14 protein-coding genes are annotated in these 13,108 nt (G+C 55.3%); 9 read left to right on the top strand and 5 right to left on the bottom strand.

Annotated elements, in window-relative coordinates; genetic code table 11:
• Positions 1-51: 51 nt before the first annotated feature.
• A complete protein-coding gene (locus FHX08_RS25010; protein WP_132656168.1) occupies positions 52-570 on the top strand; it encodes an FxsA family protein in 519 nt (172 codons plus the stop codon).
• Positions 571-665: 95 nt separating this feature from the next.
• A complete protein-coding gene (gene secB / locus FHX08_RS25005; protein ID WP_132656166.1) occupies positions 666-1,148 on the top strand; it encodes a protein-export chaperone SecB in 483 nt (160 codons plus the stop codon).
• A gap of 57 nt (positions 1,149-1,205) precedes the next feature.
• Here secB and dnaQ read toward each other — a convergent pair whose 3' ends face one another.
• Genes dnaQ through FHX08_RS24980 form a run of 5 tightly spaced genes read right to left on the bottom strand, consistent with a single transcriptional unit; the run spans position 1,206 to position 4,831 of the window.
• A complete protein-coding gene (dnaQ, locus tag FHX08_RS25000) occupies positions 1,206-1,922 on the bottom strand; it encodes a DNA polymerase III subunit epsilon (protein WP_132656164.1) in 717 nt (238 codons plus the stop codon).
• Positions 1,915-2,526, bottom strand: coding sequence for a dephospho-CoA kinase (coaE, locus tag FHX08_RS24995; protein WP_184327729.1), 612 nt, complete (start codon positions 2,524-2,526; stop codon positions 1,915-1,917). Before coaE ends, dnaQ begins: the two co-directional genes overlap by 8 nt.
• Positions 2,526-3,383 carry a shikimate dehydrogenase gene (locus FHX08_RS24990; RefSeq protein WP_132656160.1) on the bottom strand — a complete coding sequence of 286 codons (858 nt, stop codon included), beginning with the start codon at positions 3,381-3,383 and terminating at the stop codon, positions 2,526-2,528. The genes coaE and FHX08_RS24990 overlap by 1 nt, the downstream gene beginning before the upstream one ends.
• Positions 3,376-3,975 carry a Maf-like protein gene (locus tag FHX08_RS24985; RefSeq protein ID WP_132656158.1) on the bottom strand — a complete coding sequence of 200 codons (600 nt, stop codon included), beginning with the start codon at positions 3,973-3,975 and terminating at the stop codon, positions 3,376-3,378. Before FHX08_RS24985 ends, FHX08_RS24990 begins: the two co-directional genes overlap by 8 nt.
• Positions 3,976-4,009: 34 nt before the next feature.
• Positions 4,010-4,831: a pyruvate, water dikinase regulatory protein gene (locus tag FHX08_RS24980; RefSeq protein WP_132656156.1), complete on the bottom strand. Its 822-nt coding sequence runs from the start codon at positions 4,829-4,831 to the stop codon at positions 4,010-4,012.
• A gap of 402 nt (positions 4,832-5,233) precedes the next feature.
• Between FHX08_RS24980 and hemE the strand changes: the two genes are divergently transcribed.
• From hemE to FHX08_RS24945, 7 genes are all read left to right on the top strand, one after another.
• Complete coding sequence (hemE, locus tag FHX08_RS24975; protein ID WP_132656154.1) at positions 5,234-6,271, top strand: uroporphyrinogen decarboxylase; 1,038 nt, start codon at positions 5,234-5,236, stop codon at positions 6,269-6,271.
• Entirely contained in the window at positions 6,271-6,807 is a 537-nt protein-coding gene (gene hemJ, locus FHX08_RS24970) for a protoporphyrinogen oxidase HemJ (RefSeq protein ID WP_132656152.1), read from the top strand. Before hemE ends, hemJ begins: the two co-directional genes overlap by 1 nt.
• A 195-nt stretch (positions 6,808-7,002) precedes the next feature.
• The gene (rho, locus tag FHX08_RS24965) at positions 7,003-8,268 is read left to right on the top strand and encodes a transcription termination factor Rho (protein WP_029868909.1); all 1,266 of its coding nucleotides are present in this window, start codon (positions 7,003-7,005) and stop codon (positions 8,266-8,268) included.
• A gap of 99 nt (positions 8,269-8,367) precedes the next feature.
• On the top strand, positions 8,368-9,690 hold the full coding sequence (mnmE, locus tag FHX08_RS24960; RefSeq protein ID WP_132656150.1) for a tRNA uridine-5-carboxymethylaminomethyl(34) synthesis GTPase MnmE: 1,323 nt from the start codon (positions 8,368-8,370) through the stop codon (positions 9,688-9,690).
• Positions 9,691-9,755: 65 nt separating this feature from the next.
• Positions 9,756-11,630: a tRNA uridine-5-carboxymethylaminomethyl(34) synthesis enzyme MnmG gene (gene mnmG, locus FHX08_RS24955; protein ID WP_184327728.1), complete on the top strand. Its 1,875-nt coding sequence runs from the start codon at positions 9,756-9,758 to the stop codon at positions 11,628-11,630.
• Positions 11,631-11,657: 27 nt separating this feature from the next.
• Positions 11,658-12,275: a 16S rRNA (guanine(527)-N(7))-methyltransferase RsmG gene (rsmG, locus tag FHX08_RS24950; protein WP_132656146.1), complete on the top strand. Its 618-nt coding sequence runs from the start codon at positions 11,658-11,660 to the stop codon at positions 12,273-12,275.
• Positions 12,276-12,294: 19 nt separating this feature from the next.
• Complete coding sequence (locus FHX08_RS24945; protein ID WP_184327727.1) at positions 12,295-13,089, top strand: ParA family protein; 795 nt, start codon at positions 12,295-12,297, stop codon at positions 13,087-13,089.
• Positions 13,090-13,108 lie beyond the last annotated feature (19 nt).

The following is a 13,108-nucleotide window of genomic DNA, read 5'->3' as shown; positions in this document are numbered from 1 at the left end:
CCGTTATCTTCACCAGTGCCAAGAGGAGCCCGAGCCGCTCGGGATAGAGAGATGCGTTTTTCCGTGCTGCCGGCCTTTGTTCTGCTGCTGCCGCTTGCAGAGATTGCCGGTTTCGTCATTGTCGGCCGTGCGGTCGGGCTTGCCGCAACGCTTGCCCTCGTCGTGCTGGGCTTTGTCGTCGGCTCCTTCCTCCTGCGCAGGCAGGGTATAGGCATCCTGCGTCGCATGTCTGCGGAGGGCCGTACCGGCGCCATGCCCGGGCGGGAACTACTCAATCCGGCGATGAATGTGATCGCCGCGCTGCTCTTCATCATCCCGGGTTTTCTCTCCGACATATTAGCGATTCTGCTCCTCATCCCCCAGGTTCGCAATCTGCTCTGGCGATCGATCGCGAAGCGCTTCGTCGTGGTCGACACGAGCGGTAACGGCTTCTCCGCATCCTCGCGTCCGGAATTTCGGAGCCGACCGGGCAAGTCTGGCGATTCAAAGGTAGTCGATCTCGATGAAGAGGACTATCATCGCGAACCGAACGAAAAGTCACCCTGGTCCGGCAAAAAGCTCGGCGACTGAGGCCGCCGCACGTTTCCTGCCCCGGAGGCCCAGGGTTGTAAGCCTATCCGCGAAATGTTAGATGGCGGCACTACCAATGCCCTCGAGGAACAGCCATGGCAGACGACAATAACAGCAACGGTGCAACAAGCCCGACACTCTCGATCCTTGCCCAATACGTCAAGGATCTCTCCTTCGAAAATCCGGGCGCACCGCGCTCTCTTCAGGCCCGTGACAAGGCGCCGGCGATCAACATCAATGTGAACGTCAATGCCAATCCGCTGTCCGAAACGGATTTCGACGTCGTGCTCTCGCTGATTGCTGAAGCCAAGGATGGTGACAAGACGGTATTCCACACCGAGCTGGTCTATGGCGGCGTGTTCCGCGTTGCGGGTTTCCCACAGGAGCATATGCTGCCGGTTCTCTTTATCGAGTGCCCGCGCATGCTTTTCCCGTTTGCCCGCCAGATTATCGCAGACGTGACGCGCAATGGCGGCTTCCCGCCGCTGATGATCGATCCGATCGATTTTGCGCAGATGTTCGCGCAGCGTGTTGCCGAAGAGCAGGCCCGTTCCAAAGTTCAGGCCGTTCCGAATTAAGTCGGGCTTACAGGCTCTCAAACTCGAATGCCCGGGCGAAACCCGGGCATTTTCATTTCAGGAGAACTGGTCGTATTTCGACCAGATCCCTTTCGACCCAAGCTTGGCGATCAAGGCGTCATGCGCCTGCACCTCCGCTTCGGTCAATCGTGGCGCCAGAGGCTTCGGCCGTTCCATGATGGCCGTCACCATGACTTCTTCCACCAGGTCGTCACCCTTGTTCTGGCTAGCCGATCCGACCACGCCGAGGCCGAGTGCAGCCTGTCGGCCGCCGATCATCTCGATATAGACTTCAGCCAAAAGTTCGGAGTCGAGCAGGGCTCCGTGCTTTGTCCGGTGCGAATTGTCGATGCCATAACGCCGGCAAAGGGCGTCGAGAGAATTCGGACCCATGGGATGCTTGCGCCGGGCAAGCGACAGCGTATCGACCACACGATCAGGCAGGATCGGGGGCAGGCCGAGGCGGGCAAGCTCAGCATTGACGAAGCCCATGTCGAAGGTCGCGTTATGGGCGATCCATTTGCCGTCACCGAAAAAGTCCAGGATCTGCTCGACGACGTCGGCAAAAGGAGGCTTGTCCTTCAAGAACTCGTCGGTGATGCCATGGACGGCCAGCGCATCCGGATGAACCTTCTGATCGCCGGGGTTTACGAAGAGATGGATCGTCCTGCCGGTCGGGAAATGATTGAGGAGTTCGATGCCGCCGATTTCGATGATGCGGTCCATGCGGTTATCGAGGCCGGTTGTTTCCGTATCGAAAATAATCTCACGCATGTGGGCCTTCTTCCTCCGCAATCCGCTTCTTCAATTCGGCTATGATATTTGCCACCTGTTTCCTTGCCGTCTCAATGCTATGGCTGCTGTCCACGATGTAGTCAGCGCGACGGCGTTTTTCCGCATCTGATATCTGGCGGGAGAGAATCATATTGAATTTTTCTTCCGTCATGTTCGGGCGCGCAAGCACCCTCTTGCGCTGAATCTGTGGATCGGCACTGACGACGACAACAGCATCGACCCTCTGCTCGGCGCCGGTTTCGAAAAGTAGGGGGATATCGAGGACAACCATCTCAGCCCCCGCTTCCTTCTCACGCTGCAGGAATTCGATTTCCCGTTTGCGCACCAGGGGATGAACGATCTGCTCCAGTCTTTTGAAACCGTCAGGATTCTGTGCCAGCTGTCGGCCAAGCTCCTGGCGGTCGACGGCACCGTTTTTCATCGTGCCGGGAAACGCGGCATCAACCAATGGGGCTGCCTCGCCAGCATAGAGATCATGGACAACCGCGTCTGAGTCGTTAACCGGGACACCAGCTTCGGCAAAAAGCTTCGCTGCCGCCGACTTGCCCATTCCGATGGAGCCGGTGAGGCCGATCTTCAGCATTAATGTTTTTCCATATCCGCAATGATCAAAGCCCGCAGGGTCTCGTCGACGACGGGCCGTTTGCCGAACCACTTTTCAAATCCCGGCACGGCCTGATGCAGCAGCATGCCGAGTCCATCGACAATGGCAAAACCTTGTTCCTCCGCCTGGGCGAGGATCGGGGTTTTCAGCGGCACGTAGACGATGTCGGTGACGACGGCATCCGGAGCCAGTGGCGAGAAATCGATCGCAGGTGCTGCCTCGCCGTCCATGCCGAGAGAGGTGGTGTTGATGAACAGCCCTGCCCCTTTCATCACTTCACCGAGGGCTGCCATCGGATGGGCTTGAACCTTCGGACCGAACCGGTCGGCCAGTTCCCGCGCCCGTTCGACCGTGCGATTGACGACGTGGATTTCCTTGAAGCCGCGGTCGCGGACCGCCTGGATGACGGCGCGGCTTGCGCCGCCGGCGCCGAAGATCACGGCCCTGTCGTGCCGGTCCCAGCCTGGATGCCGTTCATCGAGATTGGCGGTGAAGCCGCGGCCATCCGTGTTGGTGGCGAGAAGTTTTCCGTCCTCCAGCCACAGTGTATTCGAGGCGCCGAGTTCTTCTGAGAGTTCATCCGGCTGATCGGCCAGTTTGAAGGCCAATTCCTTGTGAGGGATCGTAACGTTGCCACCAATGAAGCCGGCGCTGCCGTCCTTCAGGGAGGCGATAAAATTCTCAAAGTTTTCCGGAGCGACCTCATGGGCGCGGTAGCTGCCCGGCAGACCGAGTGTCTTCAGCCAGTAACCGTGGATCAATGGCGAGCGCGAATGCCTGACGGGAAAGCCCGTGACAAACGCTTTCGGTCCCAGTGTTTCACGTGAATCATCCATCGATCGCATCCAGTTCCCGGAGTTTTGCAAGGAGTGGTAACATCGGCAGGCCGAGGATCGTGAAATAGTCGCCGTCGATCTTCTCGAACAGCTGGATCCCTTCCCCTTCGAGTTGATAGGCGCCGACGCTCGCCAGTGCCTTCGTGCCGACGCGCTCCAGATGGCGCGCAATGAAATCGTTTGTTAGCGGCCGCATGGTCAGCTCAGCGTGAGAAATATGCCGCCATAAGACCTCACCATCTCTGATGATTGTCACCGCGCTGTTCAAGCGATGTGTCTTACCCGCGAGGGTACGCAGATGATTGGCAGCATCAGCCATGTCTTGTGGTTTGTGAAAGACCTGCGAGACGAGGGACATCGTCTGATCCGAACCGATGGTCAGCGCACCGGTGAACTGCTGGCTGACATATCTCGCCTTTGCTTCCGCCAGTACGAGCGCCACTTCATCCGGCGTTGCACCCGATTTTTCCAAAGGCGCCTCGATTGCCCGCTCATCTATCTGGGCGGCATGCGCTTCGAATGTGAGGCCGGCATTTTCCATCAGCATACGCCGGAACGGACTCGACGATGCAAGAACGAGCTTCGGTTTCATCCAAGTCCTCGACAGCAATTCGGTTGTTCAGCGCTTAACGCAGCTTCGGTCGCAGGGCAACGATGGCTGCCGCCGTTTCTTCGATCGAACGCCTCGTTACATCGATCATCGGCCAATTATGCCGGGCACAGAGCGAGCGCGCATATTTCAGTTCCTCCGAGATTGCCGCGCGGTCGGTATAGTGCTCACGGTCGAAACCAGGTGTTGTTCCGAGCAGACGGTTTTCCCGAACTTGAGAGATCCGGTCGGTGGTGGCGATGAGACAGACGATCAGAGGCTTGGTTGCGGTCAGCAGACCCTCTGGGAGAGGCACACCGTAGACGATCGGTATATTGGCAGTTTTGATGCCGCGGTTTGCGAGATAGATGCTGGTCGGCGTTTTTGATGTGCGGCTGATGCCGACAATGACGACATCGGCCTCGTTATAATCCTCGTGCATCTGACCGTCGTCATGATCCATTGTGAAGTTTAGGGCTTCGATACGGGCGAAATATCCGGCATTCATGACATGTTGCGCGCCGACGCGGCGTCTTGACGGGGCGCCGAGATAGATCTGGAATGCGCCGATGACCGGCTCCAGGACGTTGACGGATGCAACCCCCATTTCCGCACAACGCTCGTCGATGAGGCTAGCAAGATCGCGGTCAACAATCGTGTAGAGCACGATGCCCGGTTCATTGTCGATTGCCTGGAGAACCGGCATCAGCTGCTTGCGATTCCGGATCAACGGATAGACGTGCTCGATTGGCTGGGCGGACTTGAATTGCGCCGATGCGGCTCGGCCGGCCGAGATCAGAGTCTCTCCGGTGGAGTCAGAAATCAAATGCAGATGAAAGAAGTTGGTTCTGTTCTCCACGCTATTTTCCGCTGCCTGTTGAAAAGACTGGATAGCGAAGAGCTAATGGGCGAGCCAGGATGGAGGCAAGGGAAAACATGCCCCCTTTTCCACATTCCGGATTTGGCGATGTCATCTTCTAGCTGCTTGTGGAGGATGTGGACCATGTCCAAAAGCTTTGCCGGAATTCACAACTTATCCACAAAGAGGATTTCAAATTGCACCAGACGAAGCTTCTAAAATCTTTATCAGATTTCGGCTTTCCTCGGCTTTTGAGATCATCCAGCAATTTTTGTACCTGCTACTCGCGTTCGCCGTGACAAATAGCGCTGTCGGTGGATCGATATTAATCCTTGATAGACACCGACTCTAAGAAATAGAAATCTTTTAAAATATCTTTGGATTTTTATAGGGAAGAAGCGCTTGAACAAAATGCGCCGGAAAATCATGCGGGTTCTCGACGGTGAAACACTGAGCCCACCTCCTCTCTGGCTGATGAGACAGGCAGGCCGCTATCTGCCGGAGTACAGAGAAACGCGCGCCAAGGCGGGAAGTTTCCTCGACCTCTGTTATTCGCCGGAACATGCCGTTGAGGTTACGCTCCAACCAATACGACGCTACGGCTTTGATGCTGCCATCCTGTTTTCCGATATTCTGGTGATCCCCGATGCGATGAAGCGCAACGTGCGCTTTACCGAAGGACACGGTCCGGAAATGGATCCGATTGATGAGGCGGGTATTGCGGGTCTCGATGGAGAGAATGTCGTCAATTACCTGCAGCCGGTCCTGGAGACCGTGAGGCGGCTGAGAAACGAGCTTCCAGCGGAGACGACGCTTCTCGGTTTCTGCGGAGCGCCGTGGACAGTGGCTACCTATATGATTGCCGGTCATGGCACGCCGGACCAGGCGCCTGCCCGTCTCTTTGCCTATAAGCATCCGCGTGCTTTCGAACATTTGCTGATGCTTCTTGCCGATGTTTCAGCTGACTACCTCGTGGCGCAGATTGATGCGGGTGCTGATGCAGTGCAGATCTTCGATTCTTGGGCCGGTGTTCTCGGTGAGAAGGAATTTGAAGCTTTTGCTGTCCGCCCCGTTGCCCGCATGATTGCTTCCATCAGGGCGCGTCGGCCACAGGCGCGGATCATCGCCTTCGCCAAGGGTGCAGGCTGCCTGCTCAAGACCTACCGGCAGAAGACGGGCGCGGATGCAATCGGGCTCGACTGGTCCGTCCCACTCACCTTTGCAGCCGAACTGCAGAAGGATGGACCAGTTCAAGGCAATCTCGATCCGATGCGTGTCGTTGCCGGTGGTCGTTCACTCGAGGAAGGTATCGACGATATTCTCCAGGTGCTTGGAAATGGACCGCTGATCTTCAATCTCGGTCATGGTATCACGCCACAGGCAGACCCGGAGAATGTACGACTGCTTGTCGAGCGCGTGCGCGGCACGGGAGTTTCGTGATGGAGAGGCAGGCCGATGAAAGGTCGGGCGCCTACGCCCGCCGGCGGGCGCATTTTGCGCTAATTTTCTTTGCACTTCTGGCCGTCGGGCTTTTCGTTTGGAACCCGGACAATCTCTATCTCTGGATCAAGGCGCTCCATATCATTGCCGTGATCTCGTGGATGGCTGGGCTTTTCTACATGCCGCGGCTTTTCATCTATCACACAGATGCAGAACCCGGCTCTGTTCAATCCGAAACCTTTAAGGTGATGGAGCGCCGGTTGCTCAGGATTATCATGAACCCGGCCATGATGCTGACCTGGATTTTTGGTCTTTATCTTGCCTGGTCCGTCTATGGTTTTCAGGGCGGCTGGTTGCACGCAAAGATTGCGCTGGTTGTCCTTCTGACCATCGTTCATGTCTTTTTCAGCAGGGCTGTGCGGGCGTTTGAACGGGATGAAAACCGTCGTTCGGCTCGCTATTGGCGCTTCATGAACGAGGCGCCGACTTTGCTCATGATCCTCATCGTGATCCTTGTTGTGGTAAAGCCTTTTTGAGGCGAGAGATGGTACAGCTTAAATTTCAGGGATTTTAAGCAACCCCCTTGCGGGGCGGGTCCCGACTCGCTATTTTCCGCCCATCTCATCTTCGTGGCATGTGTGTAGAGTTCAGTCGCCTGCGAGCCCTTCGCAGTACCGAATACGACCCAACATCGCCTTTCCCCTTCTAAAATAAAGAGTATTGGTCACTTCATGGCTGAAATGAAGCTTCAGGAACTTAAGAGTAAATCCCCGACTGATCTTCTGGCTTTTGCCGAATCGCTCGAGGTCGAGAATGCGAGCACTATGCGCAAGCAGGAGCTCATGTTTGCAATCCTCAAAGTTCTTGCCAGTCAGGACATCGAAATCATCGGCGAAGGCGTCGTTGAGGTCCTTCAGGATGGTTTCGGGTTTCTCCGTTCCGCAAATGCGAACTATTTGCCCGGCCCGGACGATATCTACATCTCCCCTTCGCAGATCCGCCGTTTCTCGCTGAAGACGGGCGATACGGTTGAGGGTCCGATCCGCGGTCCGAAAGAAGGCGAACGCTATTTTGCGCTTCTGAAGGTCAACACGATCAATTTCGACGATCCGGAAAAGATCCGTCACAAGGTCCACTTCGACAACCTGACGCCGCTTTATCCGAACGAGCGTTTCAAGATGGAACTCGATGTTCCAACCTCCAAGGATCTCTCGCCGCGCGTCATTGATCTCGTGGCACCTCTCGGCAAAGGACAACGTGGCCTGATCGTCGCTCCGCCGCGTACAGGTAAGACGGTTCTTCTGCAGAACATTGCTCATTCGATCACCGCGAACCATCCCGAATGCTATCTGATCGTTCTGCTGATCGATGAGCGCCCGGAAGAAGTCACGGATATGCAGCGCTCGGTCCGCGGCGAAGTCATTTCTTCCACATTCGACGAGCCAGCGGTGCGCCATGTCCAGGTCGCCGAGATGGTGATCGAAAAGGCCAAACGCCTTGTGGAACACGGCCGAGATGTCGTCATTCTGCTGGACTCCATTACCCGCCTTGGTCGTGCTTATAATACAGTGGTTCCCTCTTCGGGTAAGGTTCTGACTGGTGGTGTTGACGCGAATGCCCTGCAGCGCCCGAAGCGTTTCTTCGGTGCAGCACGCAATATCGAAGAAGGTGGTTCGCTGACCATTATTGCGACAGCGCTGATCGACACCGGAAGCCGTATGGACGAAGTCATCTTCGAAGAATTCAAGGGTACCGGTAACTCGGAAATCGTCCTCGATCGTAAGGTGGCCGACAAGCGTATCTTCCCGGCCATGGATATTCTCAAGTCCGGTACGCGTAAGGAAGATCTTCTTGTTCCACGGCAGGATCTTCAGAAGATTTTTGTCCTGCGTCGCATCCTCGCTCCGATGGGAACGACCGACGCGATTGAGTTCCTCATCGACAAGCTGAAGCAGACGAAGAATAATGGGGATTTCTTCGACTCGATGAATACTTGATTATTAGCCGGATCCCTCAGATTGAGGCTGGTGAGTCGTTATGCGACCGCCAGCCTTTTCTGTTTCGGATTGATTCGAAAACGAACTAGTAGGCAGAAGATGGAAATGTGGAACGATACCATATTTGCGCTTTCTAGTGGCGCTCCGCCGTCAGGCGTGTCTGTTGTTCGTGTCAGCGGTCCGCAGACCCGTCAGATACTGGAACGGTTAATCGGTGATGTCCCCTCACCACGATCGGCCGCCTACCGAACGATTCGTTCGCGGAACGATTTAGTCATCGACGCCGGATTGGTCCTCTTTTTTGCGGGTCCGGCCTCGTTCACTGGCGAAGACTCGGCGGAGTTCCAGGTCCACGGTTCTAAAGCTGTGATATCGGCCCTCTTGAGGGAGTTGGCGTCGTTCCCGCAGACCCGGCTGGCGATGGAAGGTGAATTCAGTCGGCGTGCTTTTGAAAACGGTAAGCTCGATCTCGTGGAAGTTGAGGGATTAGCGGACCTTATCGCAGCCGAAACTGAAATGCAGCGTCGTTTGGCGCTTGAACAGAGCAGAGGTGGCCTTTCGCGACTATATGATTCGTGGGCGGAACGAATTACACGTTCTCGCGCCCTGATAGAGGCCGAACTTGATTTTCCGGACGAAGACGACGTTCCCGGATCTGTTTCTGATCAGGTCTGGACATCGCTGGCTCAGCTCCGGAGCGAGGTGGAAGATCATTTGTCGCATGCCGACGTGGGCGAAGTCGTTCGCGATGGTTTCAGGGTAGTGATTGCCGGGGCGCCGAATGCGGGCAAATCAAGCTTGATGAACTGGTTTGCGCAAAGGGACGTGGCGATCGTTACTGAGATCGCTGGAACCACGCGTGATGTGCTCCATGTAGACATCAATCTGAATGGCTATCTGGTCAAGCTCTACGATACAGCCGGCCTGCGCGACACGGTTGATGTCGTAGAGAGAGAGGGTATCAGAAGAGCGCAGATGGCGCTGAACGATGCGGACCTTGTTCTCTTTCTGATCGACAAAGGAGCCCCGCAACCGGTCGATCCTGCCGACTTGGAACGCGCTTCATCGCATGTTATTGTTGGCACCAAGCACGATCTATATCCATCGACAGGATCGTATGGCCTTGAGATTTCCACAAAGACGGGCCAGGGTCTTCCGGAACTGAGGGATTATGTTTCATCGTTCATCGAACGGAAGTTTGGGGGATTATCCTTGTCCGTTCCGACACGAGAGCGGCACAGGGATTCGCTCTCGAAATGCTTGGCCGCCCTATCGCAAGCAATTGATCATAACGAGATGAGCCTAGAGATCAGGGCCGAATATTTGAGGCTTGCTGGTGATCATTTGGGGCACATTACCGGACATGTTGATGTCGAAGACCTTCTTGGTGTCATCTTTTCGGAGTTTTGTATCGGGAAATGATTCACGTGGAACAGTAAACCCTGTTCACTGTGAATGGTTTCACGTGAAACCTTTTGGAGTAGCGCATGAGCGCCAATAGTTATGATGTTATTGTGATCGGCGGCGGTCATGCGGGATCGGAAGCAGCGGCAGCGGCCGCAAGAATGGGTGCAAAAACTGCGTTGATCACGCATCGTCGCGACACGATCGGTGTCATGTCTTGCAATCCAGCCATTGGCGGGCTCGGTAAAGGACATTTGGTACGTGAGATCGACGCAATGGATGGTCTCATGGGCCGTGTTGCCGATGCAGCCGGCATCCAGTTTCGTATGTTGAATAAGAAGAAAGGTGCGGCAGTTCGCGGACCGCGGACCCAAGCTGATCGCAAACTCTATCGCCTCGCAATGCTTGGCGCCATTGAGGCGATCGACACCCTTGAAATAGTGGAGGGCGATGCGTTTGACCTCGATATTAGAGACAATCGAGTCGCAGGCGTAATAATGAAGGATGGAAGACTTTTCGCGAGCTCGTCCGTCGTTATCACGACAGGCACGTTCTTACGCGGTCTTATTCATATCGGAACTGAAAAGACTCCTGCTGGTCGAACGGGTGAGGCGCCTTCCCTCGGGCTTTCGGCGACACTTGCTCGGTTGGGTCTGAAACTGGGGCGGCTGAAGACCGGGACGCCGGCGCGTCTGAATGGAAAAACGGTCGACTGGGAGTCGGTGGGGCGTCAAGCGGCTGACGATGAGCTGATTCCCTTTTCTTTCATGACGGACCGCATTGTGAATCAACAAGTCGAATGCGGGGTTACGCGCACGACCGAGGCAACTCATCGGATCATCGTGGAGAATCTTCATAAATCGGCGATGTATTCCGGTCAGATCGAGGGTGTAGGCCCCCGCTATTGTCCGTCAATCGAGGACAAGCTTGTCAAGTTCGGTGAGCGTGACGGGCATCAAATCTTCCTGGAGCCAGAGGGATTAGATGATGATACGATTTATCCCAACGGCATTTCGACATCACTTCCAGCCGACGTGCAGGCTGCGTTTATCAGGACAATCCCGGGACTCGAACAGGTAGAGATCTTGCATCCCGGTTACGCGATTGAATACGATCATGTGGATCCGCGGGAGCTATCGGCGACACTAGAAGTCAAAAAGCTTCCAGGGCTTTTTCTTGCTGGTCAGATCAACGGCACCACCGGCTATGAAGAGGCCGGCGCGCAGGGGCTGGCGGCTGGTCTCAACGCAGCTCTATCAAGTGGCAACTCCGCTCCCTTCGTATTCAGCCGCACAAACTCCTACATTGGCGTTATGATTGATGATTTGACTTCGCAAGGTGTTACGGAGCCGTATCGAATGTTCACGTCGCGGGCCGAGTACCGATTGACCCTCCGGGCGGATAACGCTGACGCACGACTTACGCCAGCGGCAATTGAACTTGGATGCATTTCCGCGGACCGGCGCAAGCGATTCCTCGCATACCAGGGCGCGCTTCAGGATGCGAGAGCGCTGCTGCAATCTTTGTCAGTAACACCTAGTGAAGCACGTCGGGCCGGCCTCAATCTCAATCTGGATGGCCAACGGCGGACGGCCTATGAACTTCTCTCCTACCCTGTATATGGCTTCCAGGATTTGGGCAAAGTATGGGAAGGCTTGGGCTCTATTTCGAAAAAGGTAATGGAAGCCTTAGAGATCGAAGCAAGTTACTCCGTATATATGGATCGTCAGGCTGCTGCTATCGAGGTGCAGCGACGCGACGAGGCGCGCCTAATCCCGGTCGATTTCGATTACAGCGTCTTGTCGGGGCTTTCGAACGAACTGAAAATTAAGCTCAGCGTACAGAGGCCTGCAAATATCGCCCAGGCCCTTAAAGTGGAGGGCATGACACCGGCGGCGATTTCTCTCTTGCTGGTACATCTACGCCGCCACGACCGTACCGGTAAGCAAGTCGCATAATTGCTGCAGGGTTTGAGAGTCTCTCGGATGGAATTGAACGGACTACGTGTTTCACGTGAAACACAAGAGCGTTTGCAGCATTTCGCGGCGCTCTTCACAAAATGGGCCAAGACTATCAACCTTGTCGCTCCCTCCACGTTGGACGACATGTGGAACCGGCATATCGCGGATAGCGCACAGATATTCCAGATCTCCCCTCAGCCACAGACATGGGTCGATCTTGGAAGTGGTGGCGGGTTCCCCGGTGTGATTACCGCGATTTTTCTGGCGGAACAGCAGGCTGGCTGGGTCCATCTGGTTGAAAGCAATAATAAAAAGGCGGCATTCCTACGAACAGCCTTAAGGGAAACCGAGGCGCGGGGTGAGGTGCATGCCATTCGTATCGAAGATGCGTTTGCTATTGTCCCTTCCTGCGACGCTGTCTCCGCTCGGGCCCTCGCTGATCTCAACAAGCTGGTCGAATATGCATCGCCTTGGATGGTCGGCAATGGAAATAATCGTGCCTATTTTCATAAAGGTCGGGATTACCAGAGGGAAATTCAGAAAGCTCATAGTCGCTGGGCGTTCGATCTGGTAGAACACAATAGCGTCGTTGAGCGAGATTCTGTAATTCTCGAAATATCAAACCTTCGGCGCTTGGTTTAACAAAGCGGATATTGCGGCAATGGCTGGCGAACGTAATCGGATTATCACCATCGCAAATCAGAAGGGCGGCGTTGGCAAGACAACCACCGCAATTAATTTGGCTACCGCTCTTGCTGCCATCGGCGAGCGGGTGCTGATCATCGATCTTGACCCCCAGGGAAATGCAAGCACTGGTTTGGGTATCGATCGTCGCAATCGCAAGCTTTCCTCTTATGACCTGATGGTTGCAGACGCTGGTGTTGCTGAGACCGCTTTGGAGACGGCCGTTCCCAATCTGTTCATTGTTCCGTCGACGATGGATCTTCTCGGGGTGGAAATGGAGATCTCTCAGCAGAGCGATCGCGTCTTCAAGCTCAGAAAGGCCCTGTCTTCCGCCGAGGCCCTATCATTTTCTTACATTCTCCTGGACTGCCCGCCCTCTTTCAATCTCTTGACAATGAATGCTATGGCGGCTGCCCATTCCGTATTGGTGCCATTGCAATGCGAGTTCTTCGCGCTCGAGGGATTGAGTCAGCTTTTGGAGACTGTCAATCAGGTGCGCCGTACGGTCAACCCGCAGCTCGATATCCAGGGCATCGTGCTGACGATGTTCGATGCTCGTAACAATCTGGCGCAGCAGGTCGTCAATGATGTGCGCACTCACCTTGGGGAGAAAGTGTATCACACACTTATCCCGCGTAATGTTCGTGTTTCAGAGGCGCCCTCCTACGGCAAACCGGCGATTCTTTACGATCTCAAGTGTGCCGGCAGTCAAGCTTATTTGCAGCTCGCGTCAGAAGTCATCCAGCGGGAGCGGCAGAGATTGGCAGCTTGAAGAGTGCATGACATCGTGA

This window comes from Rhizobium sp. BK529 (assembly GCF_014194105.1).
In the GTDB taxonomy this organism is placed as follows: Bacteria; Pseudomonadota; Alphaproteobacteria; order Rhizobiales; family Rhizobiaceae; genus Rhizobium.
The sequence above is the reverse complement of the archived record's forward strand: the minus strand, read 5'-3'. Positions and strand labels throughout refer to the sequence as shown.